The sequence below is a fragment of the Bifidobacterium apicola genome (assembly GCF_042846865.1).
GTDB classification, from domain to species: Bacteria; Actinomycetota; Actinomycetes; order Actinomycetales; family Bifidobacteriaceae; genus Bombiscardovia; species Bombiscardovia apicola.
The window spans coordinates 526,725-542,139 of sequence record NZ_BAAFQQ010000001.1 but is presented as its reverse complement, the minus strand read 5'-3'; the positions used below and the strand labels follow the sequence as shown (position 1 = coordinate 542,139).

The 15,415-nt window shown below is 61.7% G+C and carries 13 protein-coding genes; 12 read left to right on the top strand and 1 reads right to left on the bottom strand.

Features of this window, described 5'->3' with window-relative positions; genetic code table 11:
• Positions 1 to 101 precede the first annotated feature (101 nt).
• Both ACGG9J_RS02445 and nrdR read left to right on the top strand, forming a co-directional pair.
• The gene (locus ACGG9J_RS02445; RefSeq protein ID WP_390133290.1) at positions 102 to 530 is read left to right on the top strand and encodes a LysM peptidoglycan-binding domain-containing protein; all 429 of its coding nucleotides are present in this window, start codon (positions 102 to 104) and stop codon (positions 528 to 530) included.
• A gap of 157 nt (positions 531 to 687) precedes the next feature.
• A complete protein-coding gene (gene nrdR / locus ACGG9J_RS02440) occupies positions 688 to 1,185 on the top strand; it encodes a transcriptional regulator NrdR (protein ID WP_390133288.1) in 498 nt (165 codons plus the stop codon).
• A gap of 111 nt (positions 1,186 to 1,296) precedes the next feature.
• Here nrdR and ACGG9J_RS02435 read toward each other — a convergent pair whose 3' ends face one another.
• Complete coding sequence (locus tag ACGG9J_RS02435) at positions 1,297 to 3,531, bottom strand: HelD family protein (RefSeq protein ID WP_390133286.1); 2,235 nt, start codon at positions 3,529 to 3,531, stop codon at positions 1,297 to 1,299.
• Positions 3,532 to 3,803: 272 nt separating this feature from the next.
• Here ACGG9J_RS02435 and mraZ point away from each other — a divergent pair, with 272 nt between their 5' ends.
• From mraZ to ACGG9J_RS02385, 10 genes are all read left to right on the top strand, one after another.
• The gene (mraZ, locus tag ACGG9J_RS02430; protein WP_390133284.1) at positions 3,804 to 4,286 is read left to right on the top strand and encodes a division/cell wall cluster transcriptional repressor MraZ; all 483 of its coding nucleotides are present in this window, start codon (positions 3,804 to 3,806) and stop codon (positions 4,284 to 4,286) included.
• An 11-nt stretch (positions 4,287 to 4,297) separates the two neighbouring features.
• Positions 4,298 to 5,389 carry a 16S rRNA (cytosine(1402)-N(4))-methyltransferase RsmH gene (gene rsmH, locus ACGG9J_RS02425; RefSeq protein WP_390133282.1) on the top strand — a complete coding sequence of 364 codons (1,092 nt, stop codon included), beginning with the start codon at positions 4,298 to 4,300 and terminating at the stop codon, positions 5,387 to 5,389.
• Positions 5,386 to 5,868 carry a hypothetical protein gene (locus ACGG9J_RS02420; protein ID WP_390133280.1) on the top strand — a complete coding sequence of 161 codons (483 nt, stop codon included), beginning with the start codon at positions 5,386 to 5,388 and terminating at the stop codon, positions 5,866 to 5,868. Before rsmH ends, ACGG9J_RS02420 begins: the two co-directional genes overlap by 4 nt.
• Positions 5,865 to 7,646 (top strand): peptidoglycan D,D-transpeptidase FtsI family protein, encoded by a 1,782-nt coding sequence (locus ACGG9J_RS02415; protein WP_390133278.1) that lies wholly within the window; start codon positions 5,865 to 5,867, stop codon positions 7,644 to 7,646. Before ACGG9J_RS02420 ends, ACGG9J_RS02415 begins: the two co-directional genes overlap by 4 nt.
• Before the next feature lie 46 nt (positions 7,647 to 7,692).
• Positions 7,693 to 8,574, top strand: a complete 882-nt coding sequence (locus ACGG9J_RS02410) for a UDP-N-acetylmuramyl peptide synthase (protein WP_390133276.1) — start codon at positions 7,693 to 7,695, stop codon at positions 8,572 to 8,574.
• Between the two features lie 9 nt (positions 8,575 to 8,583).
• Positions 8,584 to 10,110: a UDP-N-acetylmuramoyl-tripeptide--D-alanyl-D-alanine ligase gene (locus tag ACGG9J_RS02405; protein ID WP_390133273.1), complete on the top strand. Its 1,527-nt coding sequence runs from the start codon at positions 8,584 to 8,586 to the stop codon at positions 10,108 to 10,110.
• 74 nt (positions 10,111 to 10,184) lie between these two features.
• A complete protein-coding gene (mraY, locus tag ACGG9J_RS02400) occupies positions 10,185 to 11,288 on the top strand; it encodes a phospho-N-acetylmuramoyl-pentapeptide-transferase (RefSeq protein WP_390133271.1) in 1,104 nt (367 codons plus the stop codon).
• An 80-nt stretch (positions 11,289 to 11,368) separates the two neighbouring features.
• Positions 11,369 to 12,808, top strand: a complete 1,440-nt coding sequence (murD, locus tag ACGG9J_RS02395; RefSeq protein WP_390133269.1) for a UDP-N-acetylmuramoyl-L-alanine--D-glutamate ligase — start codon at positions 11,369 to 11,371, stop codon at positions 12,806 to 12,808.
• Positions 12,792 to 14,015 carry a peptidoglycan glycosyltransferase FtsW gene (locus tag ACGG9J_RS02390; RefSeq protein ID WP_390133267.1) on the top strand — a complete coding sequence of 408 codons (1,224 nt, stop codon included), beginning with the start codon at positions 12,792 to 12,794 and terminating at the stop codon, positions 14,013 to 14,015. The genes murD and ACGG9J_RS02390 overlap by 17 nt, the downstream gene beginning before the upstream one ends.
• 70 nt (positions 14,016 to 14,085) lie before the next feature.
• Positions 14,086 to 15,318, top strand: a complete 1,233-nt coding sequence (locus ACGG9J_RS02385) for a UDP-N-acetylglucosamine--N-acetylmuramyl-(pentapeptide) pyrophosphoryl-undecaprenol N-acetylglucosamine transferase (RefSeq protein ID WP_390135289.1) — start codon at positions 14,086 to 14,088, stop codon at positions 15,316 to 15,318.
• Positions 15,319 to 15,415 lie beyond the last annotated feature (97 nt).

The window sequence follows — 15,415 nt, the reverse complement described above, 5'->3', positions numbered from 1 at the left end:
AAAAATCAAACAAATGTTCGAATCGGCCTTGCCAAATGACGCTTTCGGTGTCAGAATGAGAACATCTGTTCGATAGAACAAATGTTCGAAAGAGGTGTGCCGTGGTTGTTCGTACCTGTGTCAGTTCCCGCATATCTACGCCGTCGAACCTGTCCTCGGTCTGCCGGGCGTATATCAGTTCCGCATTTTCGTTCGTCATGCTTCGTCTTCGCAAGGCCGTCAAAGCCTGCGCATCCAAGCAGGGTTTTGCGGGTGCCATAGTGCGCAGATTCGCGGTTTTTCTGGCTGTAGGCGCCCTGATCCTGGCTGGGTTCGGATGGATGGCTCGACCGGCCACCTCTGCTCCCGGGCCGCAGGAGGTCGTCACCAGAACAGTTCGTCCAGGCGATAATGTCTGGTCTTATGCGGCCTCGATCACCCCCCGCGGCGAGGACGTCACCAAGAATGTTGACCGCATCATGCAGATAAACAATATGTCCTCACCCAATCTGCGCGTGGGCGATCGGATTATTATTCCCAGCGACAATTGAGGCGGCGACCTTCCGGTTCAGAGCGTCAGCGACGATGTCTCGATAATTTGTAGCCAGGAAAAGCCTACTTGCTGAATTCGAGGAGTTTGTTCAGGTTTATAAGCTTATAGGCCCGGTATATGTGGGTCTTGCGGCCTCTGGCGCTAAAATATTTCTTATGCACTGTCCTTTCTGCCAGAATCCCGATACCAAGGTTGTGGATACGCGAATCAGCGACGACGGCCATGCCATTCGACGCCGCCGTGAGTGTCCGCAATGTTCGCGCCGGTTCACCACGGTGGAGACCTCGATTCTCCTGGTCATGAAACGCTCAGGCAATGCCGAGCCCTTCAACCGAGACAAGGTCATTTCTGGCGTAAGGAAGGCCTGCCAGGGCAGGCCCATCGATGAAAATGACCTGAAGCTTCTGGGCCAGCAGGTCGAAGAGGATCTGCGTTCGCGTGGCCTGGCCCAGGTCGATTCTGAAGAGGTAGGCAGGGCAATTCTGAAGCCCCTCAGAGAACTGGACGAGGTGGCCTATCTGCGCTTCGCTTCGGTCTACCGCAACTTCAGCAACCTGGAGGACTTCCAGCAGGCCATCGACACCTTGCGAGCCGAGGATCAGTCTACTGAAGGGCAGACTGCTGAAGACCAGACTGCTGCGGCACAGTCCTGAAATCAGCAATTGCCGTATCAGTTGCCCAAGCTGCGGCAGTCCCGAAGCTTCAGGTCAGCCTATTACTGGCAATCAACGAGTGGTGGCAAGCATGTCGCAGGCTTGCGCCCCTCAACCGAGATCCAGCAGCCTCTGATCCCCGGAGGTCTGCGCGATTATAAGCTCCTGAGTGGGGCGCGTCATGGCCACATAGAGGTCAGCCGCTGCGCTCAGCCTGGAGGGGGCTTCGTCCTGGATGGCTCCTGGCTCCACAAGAACCACTGCATCGAACTCCAAGCCCTTGGTATGGCCAGTGGTTGTGACCGCGATCTGGTGCTTCTGCTCCTGATTGATATGCAGCCTTGATATGACCTTGGCTTTGAGGGAGCTGGGAACTATGATCGCCAGGCGTCCAGTACCGTCCTTGCCCAGATGGCGTTCTGCCAGTTCATCCACTAGGTCAGGCAACTGGTCCAGTAGACTCTCCCGATCCCCTGCCCGCAAGTGGCTCACCGAGCCTTCCACCTCGCGCACGGCCTTGAGCGTTGAAACCTCAAGACCCTCGGAGGCTGCGAAAGAGGAGGCCAGGTTGGATACCTGACGTGGATTGCGATAGTCGATGGTCAGCTGCCGCAGCTCCCATCCGTCCGGACCGAAAAGCGCATCCATGGTGGAGGCCCAGGACCGGGTGCCGCCCAAAGCTGCCGTCTGAGCCACATCCCCGACAATGGTGAAGGAGCGGGAGGGACAACGCCTGACCAGCATCCTCCAATCCATGGCCGTCAGTTCCTGGGCCTCGTCAACCACGATGTGCCCGTAGACCCATTCGCGGTCGGCGGCCGCCTGAACGGCTGCCTGGTTCTCGTCTTGGCCGTTGATGGAATCCATCAGCATCTGCGAGGTCACGATGCCTGTTCCGATGCCGTTCTGGGCCAAGGTGTCGCTGGCAAACCGGCGTTCCTCTTCCTGGCGGGCTTTTTCGGCCTGGTCACGATCCGCCTGACGGGGGTCGGGGCCCAGCAGCTCCATGGCCTCATCCAGGATCGGGATGTCGGATACGGTCAATTCTGCGCCATCCTGTCGGGTCAGCAGATCAATCTGCTCTGGAGTCAGCCAGGGGGCGAACCTATGCAGACGGTCTGGTCTGGACCAGAGATCGTTGACCAGCCAGCGGGGGTTCATAGGCAGCCAGGCTAGGTTGAGGGTCCGTCGCACCTGCTCGTTCAGCCGCAGCAGTGAGGTGACCCGGGCAAGTTCCTCGGCTCCGGGTTGATAGTCCACTCCCTCGGCATAGCGGGCAGTCATGGCATTCAGGGCCGAGCGGACGAAGGTGTTCCTGGCCTTGTTGTGGGGCTGATGGCTGCGTCGTGCATCGACCAGAGCTTGCTCCAGGTCAACCGCCAGCATGGGTACGGCAACTCCATCCACCTTGACCGTGGGCAGGGAGGCAGGCACCCGCTCCCGGGCGGCGACAGCGTTGGCTACGGCCTCGGCCATGCGGATGTCTCCCTTGAGTCGGGCTACGTGCGGGTCTTCCCGGCGTTCGGTGCTGATGCCGGGAATGAGGTCGCCCATGGTGCGGCTGAGCACTCCAGTCTCGCCCAAGGACGGCAGGACTTGGTCAATGTAATGCAGGAAGGCGTTGGTGGGCCCAACGATCAGCACGCCCGAGCTTTCCAGTCTGCGCCGATGGGTGTAGAGCAAATAGGCCGCCCGGTGCAGGGCCACGGCCGTCTTGCCGGTGCCCGGTCCTCCCTGCACCACTAGTGGGCGGGTCATGGGGGAGCGGATGATCCGGTCCTGTTCGGCCTGGATGGTGGCTACGATGTCGGTCATTTGCCCGGTGCGACGGCTGGACAGGGAGGCCATGAGCGCGCCCTCGCCGGCCAGGGTCCCTCCCTGGGCTGCCCTGTCCACTTCTGGGGCCGACATATCCAGAACCTCATCTTCGATGCCGGTGACCTGGCGGAAGTTGAGGGTGATGTGTCGACGCATGACGATGTCGCCATGGTCCGCTGGGGTGGCCTCGTAGAAGGGTCGCGCGGCCTCGGCCCGCCAGTCGGTCAGGATGGGCTCGTGGTTGCTGTCCAGAAGGCCCAGTCGCCCGATATATCGGCGATTCCCCTGGGCTGTATCCAGTCGGCCGAAGACCAGTCGGTCCTCCACGGCTCGCAGCTGGGTGAGCCGGTCCTCGTACATGTTGGCGAAGGAATCCCGCTCAGTGCGTTGGGTGGGTGATCCGTGGGAGCCGGCGGCCCGAACCGCATCCAGTCTGGTTCTGGCCTGCGTCCGCAGCTCGTCCAGACGGCCATAAGCCCTGTCCACTGCCGTCTGCTCTTCATGCAGCTGTGAGGAATAGCTCGACATGTGCGTCCGTTCTGTGGAATGTTCAAAATCGGATGATCCAATATACCGCTTGTCCTCTACTTTTTAGGCCTGGCAGACCCTTAGTCATCTTCTCCTTCCCGAGTGGCGAAACGCCGATGCGGACCTTTTGGTGAGGCGAATGGCTGGGTTTGAGCCTGAAGTGGGGTTAAAGTGGTGATTGATGGGGGTAAGTGGGGTAAAGTGGGGAGCATTGCGTAGGGGTGCTACACGATGAGGCCTTCCCAAGGTGACCAACAGGCAAGGAGGTGGGCATGACCGATACATATGACGCAGATGCCGCCTCGCCGTCCCTGCCGCCCATGCTCCTGGGCACCTACACTCCCAAGATGGATGCCAAGGGCCGCCTGGCCCTGCCGGCCAAGTTCCGTTCCCGGCTGGGTCAGGGCCTGGTCATGGCCCGTGGCCAGGAACGCTGCGTCAGTCTGTTGCCCACTGAGGAATTTCAGCGGATGGCCGTGCGCATCCAACACACTTCCATGGGCGACAAGTCGGCCAGGGACTATCTGCGCGTATTTCTGTCCGGTGCCGTCGACCAAGTCCCCGACAAGCAGGGCCGCATCCTGATCCCGCCCATGCTCCGTTCCTATGCACGGTTGACCGAGCTTGTCGTGGTCATCGGCGTGGGCACCCGTGCTGAGATCTGGGATCAGGATGCCTGGTCCGCCTACCTGGACAGCAAGGAGCAGGGCTACGCTGATATCGCTGACGATGTTCTTCCGGCGGTGGATTGCTGATGGAGGCCCTCATGGAAAATCGCAATCCTCCCGACCAAGAGGCTGTGGACAGGGGTATGGTCCACCGTCCCGTGCTGCTGGAAAGCTGCCTTGAACTGGTCCGTCCCGCTTTAGGTCATCCGGGGGCCGTGGCCGTGGATTGCACGCTAGGCCTGGCCGGGCATGCCACCGCCTTTCTCAAGTCCTGTCCTGATGCCCGTCTTATTGGCATCGACAGGGACCGTCAAGCCCTGGATCTGGCCACTGGCCGGATGCGCGATGAAGGTCTGGCCGACCGTTTTACACCGGTGCACGCTGCCTTTGACCAGCTGGATGAGCAGCTGGATGCCCTGGGTGTGGGCCAGGTGGATCTGGTCTTTATGGATCTGGGGCTGTCCTCTCTGCAGATCGATCAGCGCGACAGGGGATTCACCTACCGGCAGGATGCTCCGCTGGACATGCGCATGGACACCAGCCAGGAGTTGACGGCCGCGCAGGTCTTAGCTGAATACGACCAGGAACGTTTGGCTGACATCTTCTCCCGATACGGGGAGGAGCGCTATTCAGGGCGCATCGCACGGGCCATCGTCGAGGCCAGGCGGGAGCAGCCGCTGACCACCTCGGCCCAGCTTGACCGTCTGGTCGACAAGGTAGTGCCCCGTGGCCACCGCCCCCCGGGCAATCCAGCTAAGAGGGTCTTCCAGGCCCTGCGCATCGAGGTCAACGGGGAACTGGATCGTTTGAGTCGCACCCTGCCCCAGGCCATTCTGCGGCTGGCTCATGGGGGTCGTCTGGTCGTGGAGTCTTATCACTCCCTAGAGGACCGCATGGTCAAGCGTTTCATGGCGCCAGGGTTGCATGTGGATCTGCCAGCAGGCATGCCGGTGGTGCCGGATCAGGCTCGCCCCTATCTGTCGGATCTGACACATGGTGCCATCAAGGCTGACCCCGCCGAACGGGAACGCAACCCCCGTTCCGCCTCAGTGCGTCTGCGAGCCGTCGAGATGATCGGAGCCATCCCAGAGGAGCGTCGTCGTCGACTTCAGTCTGAGGCCCGTGGGGAGGGCTCAGGTCGGCGTCATCGGCATCTCGACCATGGTTTGGGATCGAGGCGTCGGCCATGACCATGCCAGCACGTTCAGTCCGTTCCAAGGTCTCTCCGGACAAGGGGCATCCACGCATCCAGGAGTTGCCCACCAGGCCTGAGCTCAGTCTGATCAAGGGCACAGGCAAGCCGGGCAAGGACCGCCATCCCGAACGTGGTCCAGTAGCTGAGGGTGCCAGGCGTCTGATCGGCTGGACGCGGACCCGCGGCAACCCTCTGTTGCGCATCATGGCCTCCGTGGTTTTTCTGGCCGCCTGCATGTTCGGATCGCTGATGTTGCGCACCCAGATGGTCCAGGATTCCTTCGAGGCCACCCGGGTTCAGCATGAGATCAGCAATCTCACCCAGGACGTCCAGGACGACCAGAACAAACTCGACCAGCTTCAGGCCTCCCTGCCGGACAAGGCCCAGCAGCTTGGCATGCAGCCCCAGCAAGGCCTGAATTCCATTGATCTGCAGGGCTATAAGCCTCCTCAGGGCAAGGCGGGTCAGCCATGAGCGGCAAGGAAAGCAAGCGCTCCTGGCACCTGTCCTTTTGCAAGCGTTCGCTGTCTGTGGGCCTGATACTAGCTATCGTGGCATCGCTGGCTCTGGGCAAACTGGCCTATATCCAGCTCTTTGACGGAAGGTCCATGGCACAGGCCGCTGCTGCGGGTCGCACCGTGCCGCATACCATCAAGGCCCAGCGTGGCCGCATCCTGGATGTCAACGGCCGTGTACTGGCCCAGAGCCTGGAGCGATACAACATCATCGGCGACCCCGAGGCAGCCGCCTCCTTCATACCTGTCAACTGCACCAAGCGCACTGGCGACAACTGCCATAGCATCAAAGGACATCCAGTTGGCGCTGACGGTGCTGCTGGGGTGGCCCGGCTCCTGGCACCGGTTCTGGGAATGAACGCCATGGAGCTGGGTGGCAAGCTCAGCGTCCCTGGACGGTACGTGGTCCTGGCCAAGCGGGTGACTCCCGAGGTCAAGCGTGCCATAGACAAGCTGGGGCTGCAGGGGATCGTCACGGCTGAGCTGAGCAGCGAGCGTACCTACCCCCATGCGGATCTGATGGGAGCCCTGATCGGCGGCATCGACGACAGCGGCAAGGGTGTGGCCGGAATTGAGCAGATGGAGAATCAGCGGTTGACCGGCACTGACGGCTATACCGTCTATCAGCAGGGGATGCTGGGGCAGGAGATTCCTGGAACCGTGACCCGTCAGCGCAATCCGGTCAACGGCAAGGACGTCACCCTGACCATTGATCAGGACGTGCTCTGGTACGTCCGGCAGGCCCTCAAGTCAGGCTGCGAGCGCTATCATGCGGACTGGGGCCTAGCGGTGGTCCAGGACACCCGCACCAACGAGATCCTGGCCCTGGCTGACACCGACGATTACCAGGCGGGCAGTGACCAGGCCAAAGTCAACTCGTCCCGGGCAGTGGCGGAGACCTTCGAGCCCGGCTCCGTCGGCAAAACCATCTCAGCTGCAGGCATGCTCCAGGAGCAGATGCACTCCATGACGGATCGCTTTACGGTGCCCGACCATATCACTGTGGATAACCAGCAGTACAAGGATTCCTCTGATCATGGAGCCGAGCATTGGACGCTTGCCGGCATCATACAGAATTCCTCCAACGTGGGCATGGTCATGGCCGGTCAGAACTATCCGGACCAGAAGCGCTACGACTATCTGACGCGCTTTGGCATCGGACAGGTTTCAGCCCTGGGTCTGCCGGGGGAGTCCAAAGGATTGCTGACCGCGCCTCAAACCTGGGACCGCCGCACCCGCAACACGATTCTGTTCGGCCAGGGCTATGCCACCAATGCTGTCCAGCTGACCAATGCCGTCGCCACTCTGGCCAACAAGGGGGTCCGTTCCGACCAGACAATAGTCCGCGGCCAAGGCACGGTCAAAGCCAATCCGGTCAGAGTCGTGGACGAGAAGGTGGCCGCCGATGTTATGAACGCGATGGAATCAGTGACTGAGAAATACGAGAAGATAGTCAATGTGGAGGGCTATCGAGTTGCCGCCAAGACAGGCACCGCCGAGGTGGCCGACAGCTCCGGCGGCCTGGGCGGCATCATCAGCGATTGGGTGGGCATACTGCCTGCTGACGATCCGCATTTTGTAGTCACCGTGGTGTTGAAGAACCCTCAAAGCGCCGCCGGGGTTTTCGGCGCTATTACCGCAGGTCCCATCTTCGCTCAGATCGGTGAATTCCTTATGCAGAAATACCAGGTCCCCACGTCCTCCCCCAGAACCGATGCTATCCCAGTAACATGGTGATACCGGCAGGCATCATGGCGTTTCCGAACGAAGGAGAGATTGCAGCATGAGCGCGCTGAGCGAATCAATCTCCCGACGGTTGACCCTGGGCCAGCTCAAGGGGCGCTACGGACTGACCCTGGTGCCTGACTTTGCTGAACCGGTCACAGTGACCTCACTAGTGGACGACCTTCCCTCGGTGCGGCCCGGAAGTCTTTACGTGCCTGCAGACCAGCAGGTGGATCAGGGCATGGTCGAGGAGGCTGAGCGTCGTGGGGCCTATGCCGCTCTGCTGCCGACTTCGGCCCGCCAAGAGGTGGGGCGGGCCCGCATACCTTTGCTCTTCGGCACTATGCACGCCTGGCAGATGGGGCAGTTGCTGGCCAATGCCGCCGGTGATCCTTCGGGAGCTCTGGCCGTGTTCGCCCTGGTCGGTTCCCAGGTTCAGGACCAGGTGGACCTCTTGGCCGACTTTCTGCATGTGCTGGGCAATCCCGTCGGCATTCTCAGCGCCAAAGGTTCGTACTCGCTGGACCGGCGACTTGATCTGGAATATCCCCTGAGCATGTTCGATGTGCAGCGCGCTCTGTCCATCGCTCTGGAGGATGGGGCGGCCGCCATCGTCATTTCCGTGGAAGATCAGACCTTGGCCAGGGATGCCCTGCAGGCGGTGGATCTGGATGTGGTTGCCCTGGGCGCCCAGGAGGGTTCCACCAGGGATGTGCGGCACGTGCGGCTGATCTCCAAGGCCCGCCGCTATGGATTCAACCTGGGCGGGCACACCATTGTGGCCCGACGCAACGAGGAATCAGACGGGTTGGCTCGCCAGTCACTGCCCGCTGATGCCCTGAGCGATGATCTGTCCCTGTGCATCGCCATGACCATGGCCGCCGGAGTCAAACGCAACAACATCAGGAGCGCCCTGCGCGTCTCCCGCGAAATGTCCTGAGAGGTGAGGATGAGTCAGTCTGTAGAGGCCGGGTCCATGCCCATGACCCTGGATGAGGTCGTCGGATATGTGCACGGTCGGCTGGTTGATGTCGGTCACGGTCACCAACCCGACCGGCGGTCCGTGCGCATGCGGGTGGTGAGCGACTCCCGGCAGGCGGGGGCTGATGGACTCTTTGTAGCCATAAAAGGCGAGCACGTGGACGGTCATGACTATGTTCCCGGCCTGGGGGCCAGGGGCTGCCGTGCGGCTCTGGTCGACCACCTCGTTCCGGGCGCTGATCTGCCGCAGATTCTTGTGGACGATACCGTTGCGGCCCTAGGGCTGTTGGCGCGGGCCAACATAGACCGTCGGCGCAAGGACTCAGGCCCCTTCACAGTCATTGGCATCACCGGCTCTGTCGGCAAGACCACGACCAAGGATCTGCTGGCCTCCTTGCTGGCCCTGCTGGGTTCTGTGGTGGCTCCAGTCGGGTCTTTCAACAATGAGATCGGTCTTCCTCTGACTGCCTTGGAAGTCGGGCCGGACACTCGCTACCTGGTGGCAGAGATGGGCGCCAATCACGTGGGCGAGATAGCAAGTCTGACCCGGATGGTTCCCCCGGATATGGCCCTGGTCCTTAAGGTGGGGGTGGCCCATCTGGGCGAATTCGGTTCCGTGGAGCGCATTGCCCAGGCCAAGAGCGAGATCGTGCAAGGCCTGGTGTCAGGAGGGACTGCCGTGCTCAATGCAGACGATTCCCGGGTGGCTGCCATGGCTGATTTGGCAACCGGGCCTGTTCTGCGGTTTGGCACGGCCGCTGAGGACGGCGGACGGGAACGCGACCTGGACGGCTCAGCCCGCTACCTGGACAGTGACGGCCTGGACAGGCCCGCCTTCGAGCTGTGTTTGCGCGGCCAGCAGCCAGTTCAGCTGCGTCTGGGCATCCCGGGACGGCACAACGTCATGAACGCCCTGGCCGCCGCCACGGTAGCCCATTCCCTGGGTCTGGATGCAGAGCGCATCGCCGATGAGCTAAGGCGACAGCGGCGGATCAGCCCGCATCGGATGGCCGTATCTTCGGTCCAGCTGCAGGATGTCTCCTTCACCCTGATCGATGATTCCTTCAACGCCAATCCCGACTCCGTGCGGGCCGGTCTGGATGCTCTGGCCGCCTGGAAGAAATTTGATGGCCCGGTCTATCGGATAGCCGTCCTGGGGGTCATGCTTGAATTGGGCGATCAAGGGGAGCAGCTGCACCGGGAGATCGGCGCTTATTGCCGTCGCGAGGGCATCGATGCATTGGTCGCGGTGGGTTGCCGGGATCAACAGATGGATGGTCTGGTCCAAGCCCTGGTCCGTGGTGCCGGTGGCCCATCTGATCCGAACAAGGATCAGTCTGGAGCCATGCGGGTGCTCTTTGCCCAGGACGCTGATCAGGCCGACCGGATGGTTCGCCAGCTATGTGCCAGGCATTCGGATCGGCAGGATCTTGTTTTGCTCAAGGGCTCGCATATGTCTGGTCTGTCCGATCTGGCCGATCGGTGGCAGGGCTGAGACATGAACCAACAGGCATCCCCGCAGCGGGGTCGAACGTTCAAGGACAGAATCCAAGAGTTGGAGTACACACTGTGATTGCCCTCATCATCGGAATCCTGGTCGCCTTGGTGGTGACGCTGGCGGGGACCCCAATGCTGATAAGGCTGGTCAACCGCCTGCACTACGGCCAGTACATTCGCCAAGACGGCCCTAAGTCCCACTTGGTCAAGCGTGGCACCCCGACCATGGGCGGAGTGGTCATCAACCTGGCCATCCTGCTGGGCTGGGCAGCCTCGGCCCTCTACCGCTACCTGTCGCGGGGGGAATCCGTGTCCCTGTCGGCCATGCTGGTCCTGTTCGCCATGCTCTCCATGGGTTTCCTGGGCTTCATCGACGACTTCGCCAAGGTGCGCAAGAAGCAGAATCTGGGTCTGTCGGTCAGGGCCAAATTCATTGGCCAGTTCATACTGGCCACCATTTACGCGGTGCTGGCTCTGAAGCTGCCCACCAAAAACGGCTATCCCAGCGCTCAGCCGGGCATATCCTTCGTGGAGCAGCCCATCATCGACTTCCGAATGGCGGGCAGCATCCTGTCCGTGGTGCTTTTCATCATCTGGGTCAATCTGCTGATGACGGCCTGGAGCAATGCGGTCAACCTGACTGATGGCCTGGACGGGCTGGCCTCGGGCTCCTCCATGATCGCCTTCGTGGGTTACACGATCATCGCCTTCTGGGAGAGCTACCACTTGAAGGGCGGCGGCCATCCAGGCCACGCCTACGCGGTCTCCGACCCACTGGACCTGGCCATTATCGCCTGTTGCGCGGCCGTGGCCTGCTTCGGATTCCTCTGGTACAACACCAATCCGGCCTCCATTTTCATGGGTGACACCGGATCCTTGGCTCTGGGCGGGCTCTTCGCGGCCCTGTCCATCGCTACCCATACCGAGCTGCTGGCGGTCATTCTAGGAGGGCTCTTTGTAGGAGAGGCCGCATCCGACGTCATCCAGGTGGGATACTTCAAGCTCACCCACAAGAGGGTCTTCAAGATGGCGCCCATCCATCACCATTTTGAGCTGATGGGCTGGCAGGAGTCCAAGGTGGTTGTGCGGTTCTGGATGATCGACCTGATCTTCGTCCTGCTGGCCTTGGTCTGCTTCTATGCAGACTGGGTGGTCCGCTCAGGGCTGACCATCTGATTCCGTCCATTTATGGTGCTGGCCCTCGGCAGCCGGTATCATGCCAAGCAAGATGCCGGAGCTAACGGAGTGAGGTGTTCGTGGATATGGACTTGAGCCGGAAGCGGGTGTTGGTAGCCGGACTGGGCATTTCCGGACGGAGCGTGGCTGCAGCCTTGCGAGGCCGGGCGGCCGGGGTGACCACTGTGGACCAGTCTGCTCCACAGGCTGATCTTCGTGACTTCGATCAAGTGGACTGGGACCAGGTGGACCTGGTCATGGCTTCGCCCGTCTTCAATCCGCGTACTCCGTTCATAGTTGAGGCGCAGCGTCGGGGCATTCCCGTGGTCAGCGAGGTGGAGATGGCTTGGATGCTGCGGGTGCCTTCAGTACGTACCGGCCGGCCAGCGCCCTGGATCGGGATCACCGGCACCAACGGCAAGACCTCAACCACCAGAATGGTTGCTGCCATGATGCAGGCCAGCGGGTTCACAGCTCCTGCGGTGGGCAACATCGGCAAGGCCGTCTCGACAGCCGTCCTGGACCCAGCCAACGACATGCTCTGTGTGGAGCTGAGCTCCTTCCAGCTGCACTTTACCTTCTCTGCGGCTCTGGAGTGCGCGGCCATCACCAATTTGGCCGACGATCATCTGGATTGGCATGGGGGATTCGAGGCCTATGCGGCCGACAAAGCACACATTTACCGGGGCGTGCGCAAGGCACTGGTCTACAACGCAGATGACTTCCGTGTCTCTGATTTGGCCAGACAGGCTCAGCCAGCCCCCGGTTGCCGAAGGGTGGGCTTCACCTTGGGGCGGCCCGAGTCTGGGCAGCTGGGTGTGGAGGACGGCTGGGTCGTGGATCGCAGTGGATTGACGGGTCAGGATCTTGAAGAGGGCGTCAGACTGGTCCAGGTGGCCGAGTTGACGGACCTGAGCGAGCCTGACGGCACTGTCTATCCCCATCTGCTTGCTGATGCCCTATGCGCTCTAGCCTTGGCTCTGGGTGCTGGAGCCCGCGTCGACGCGGCCATCGAGGCCATGCGCGCCTTCACGCCCGGCGACCATAGGATCAGCACCGTGGCCACCCTGGGTCAGGGTTCGCAGGCCATTCGCTTTGTAGACGATTCCAAGGCCACCAATGCCCATGCCGCCGAGGCTTCCTTGGCCAGCTACCATGACGGCCAGGTGGTCTGGCTGGCTGGTGGGCTGGCCAAAGGCGCCCGCTTTGACGATCTGGTTCGGTCCCGCAGGTCCAAGCTGGCTGCAGCCGTGGTCATCGGCCAGGATCAGCAGCCCATGGTCCAGGCCATCAAGGACCAGGCACCCGATCTGCCGGTTACTCTGATTGATCCTGGCGATGGAGATCAGGTCATGGCCCAGGCTGTTCAGGCTGCAGGCTCCTATGCGCAGCCCGGTCAGGTGGTTCTGTTGGCGCCTGCCTGTGCATCCATGGATCAGTTCGCATCTTATGCCGACCGAGGCGACCAGTTTGCCAAGCAGGCCAAACAGTGGGTCCACGAGCATGAAGCGCGACACTGATCCACACACGGCCTCCTCCCGCGGGTCTGACGGCAAGGGGGACTACCGGGGCTGGCGGGCTATTCTCAACCCGCTCTGGTGCTACTACGGCTTTCTGGCTACGGTCGTCGCTACTACAGTCTTCGGTCTGATGATGGTCTTCTCCTCCTCGGCTGTGGATCTGGTGGCCCAGGGCAGCTCACCCTGGAGTCAGGTCATTCGCCAGAGCATATATGCGGTGGCGGGTCTGGTGCTGGCCCTTTTGGCGGTCAGGATCAGCGTCGACCACTACCGGAACTGGAGCACCGGGTTTCTGATCGCCAGCCAGGGCATCCAGCTGCTGACCCGTACGCCGCTGGGGCGTTCCGCCAACGGCAATGAGGGTTGGATCTCGGTGGGCGGCATCTCCATGCAGCCGGCTGAGTTGCTCAAGCTGGCCCTGTGTCTGTGGCTGCCCCAAGCCCTGATCGAAGCCCAGCAGCAGGCTGGCAAGGATCCCGACTTGAAGACCCTGGCGAAGGCCTATGCCAAGCCGGCTGTCGGATTTATAGTCAGTTTTCTGCTGATCATGCTGGGCAAGGATCTGGGAACCGCCATGATCATTGTGATTATCGGTTTTGTGGCCTTCCTGGTCTCAGGATTCCCCCTGCGCTGGCTGCTCAGCCTGGCAGTCCTGGGGATGGCTGCTGTCGTCGGTTTTTCAGTCTATGGCAACAGCAACCGTACCCAGCGGATCATGGCTGCCTATGGCAAGTGCTCGGCGGATGACATTCAGGGAGTCTGCTACCAGTCCATTCACGGGCTTTATGCCATGGCTTCCGGGGGATTGACTGGAGTAGGGCTGGGCAACTCAAGGGAGAAGTGGAACTACCTGCCCGAGGCGCACAATGACTTTATCTTTGCTGTCATCGGTGAAGAGCTGGGCTTCGTAGGGGCAGCCATGCTTATTCTGGTCTTCGTGGTCATGGGCTGGTGCATGCTGAGGATTGCCCTGACCACCAGGAATCGGTATGCGGGCATGGTGCTGATCTGTCTGGATGTGTGGCTGGTGGGCCAGGCCCTGGTCAACATCTGCGTGGTCCTGGGCCTGCTGCCGGTCATCGGGCTGCCCCTGCCATTCGTTTCGGCTGGAGGGACTGCCCTGATCTCCTGTCTGGCATCGGCCGGGGTGGCCCTGCAGATGATTCGGACTCAACCGGATGTGAAGGCGGCCACGGACGGGTCCTGAGATAGGGAATGGATATGGCGGAAAGGAAGCGGATTCGCGGATGACGACAGCGACGAGGACTGAGAACGGGATGCCTGGGGACGGCCAGGAGCATGCCGGAAAAGGTGCTGGTCCCCGTCTGGTGCTGGCTGGTGGGGGGACGGCAGGGCATGTCAACCCTCTGCTCAGTGTGGCTGCGGCCATTCGGGAGCGTTGCCCCCAGGCTGTCGTCAGCGTGATCGGCACTGCTGTCGGACTGGAGCACGACCTGGTGCCGGCCGCTGGACTTCCCCTGGACCTGATTGAGAAGGTGCCCTTCCCTCGTCGTCCCAGTAAGGCCGCTCTGGGCTTTCCTCAACGTTGGCGGCATGAGGTGCAGCGCGTCCGAGGATATCTGCAGGATCGGTCGGCCGACCTGGTGGTCGGCTTTGGCGGCTATGCCTCGGCGCCGGCCTACAGGGCTGCACGGAACCTGGGTCTGCCCATTGTCGTCCATGAGCAGAACGCCCGGGCAGGCATGGCCAACAAGCTGGGCGCTCGCTGGGCTGATTTCGTAGGTACAGCCTACGAGGATACCGGCATCCGAGCCCGGGCCGGAGTGCCTGTGCGCCGCGTGGGTCTTCCCCTGCGGCCGGCCATCGCCCGACTGGCCAAGCAGATGGAGACTGATCCCTCGGGCGCTCGCAGGAAGTCTGCACAGTCCTTGGGTCTGGATCCCGATAGACCCATCCTCCTGGTCACCGGGGGATCCCTGGGTGCGCTCAGTCTGAATAAGGCGGTGGCTGGCGCGGCCCGGCAGCTGCTGGAACGAACCCAGGTGATCCATCTGACTGGTCGTGGCAAGGCCAAACAGGTCAAAGAGCAAGTGGCGGCAGAACTGGGGGATGCGGTCATCAACGATCTGGACCCGACTCGCCAGGGCCAGGGGGACTACCACATGGCCGAATACCTGGAGCGGATCGATCTGGCCTTCGCCTGTGCTGATCTGGTGGTCTGCCGGGCTGGTGCAGGATCTGTAAGCGAGCTGGCCGCCCTGGGCGTGCCCGCCGTCTATGTGCCCCTGCCCATCGGCAACGGGGAGCAGCGGTTCAACGCCCAGCCAGTCGTCCAGGCCGGGGGAGGGCTCATGGTCGATGATGCTGCGCTGGACGCCAAATGGGTGGCCGAGCACGTCCCTGCGCTTATGGCTGATAAGGATAGGCTGGCTGACATGCGCCGCCGGGCCTGGGGGTACGGGATTCGCGATGCCGCTCAGGTGATGGCTGAGCAGATTCTGACCATGGCCGGCCAACACATTGCTCGCAAGGACTCAGGGAGGGCCTAATCGGGCATAATGGAGGCAGGCGAAGGGTGACCGTCCTAAATGGTCCTGAACTGTTGGAGGAGATGCAACTACTGTGCCAAAGCATGAATTGAATACT

Coding starts and splice junctions, on each gene's coding strand:
- nrdR (WP_390133288.1), top strand. CDS start 688: ATGCACTGTCCTTTCTGCCAGAATCCCGATACCAAGGTTGTGGATACG.
- ACGG9J_RS02435 (WP_390133286.1), bottom strand. CDS start 3,531: ATGTCGAGCTATTCCTCACAGCTGCATGAAGAGCAGACGGCAGTGGAC.
- mraZ (WP_390133284.1), top strand. CDS start 3,804: ATGACCGATACATATGACGCAGATGCCGCCTCGCCGTCCCTGCCGCCC.
- rsmH (WP_390133282.1), top strand. CDS start 4,298: ATGGAAAATCGCAATCCTCCCGACCAAGAGGCTGTGGACAGGGGTATG.
- ACGG9J_RS02420 (WP_390133280.1), top strand. CDS start 5,386: ATGACCATGCCAGCACGTTCAGTCCGTTCCAAGGTCTCTCCGGACAAG.
- ACGG9J_RS02415 (WP_390133278.1), top strand. CDS start 5,865: ATGAGCGGCAAGGAAAGCAAGCGCTCCTGGCACCTGTCCTTTTGCAAG.
- ACGG9J_RS02410 (WP_390133276.1), top strand. CDS start 7,693: ATGAGCGCGCTGAGCGAATCAATCTCCCGACGGTTGACCCTGGGCCAG.
- ACGG9J_RS02405 (WP_390133273.1), top strand. CDS start 8,584: ATGAGTCAGTCTGTAGAGGCCGGGTCCATGCCCATGACCCTGGATGAG.
- ACGG9J_RS02390 (WP_390133267.1), top strand. CDS start 12,792: ATGAAGCGCGACACTGATCCACACACGGCCTCCTCCCGCGGGTCTGAC.
- ACGG9J_RS02385 (WP_390135289.1), top strand. CDS start 14,086: ATGCCTGGGGACGGCCAGGAGCATGCCGGAAAAGGTGCTGGTCCCCGT.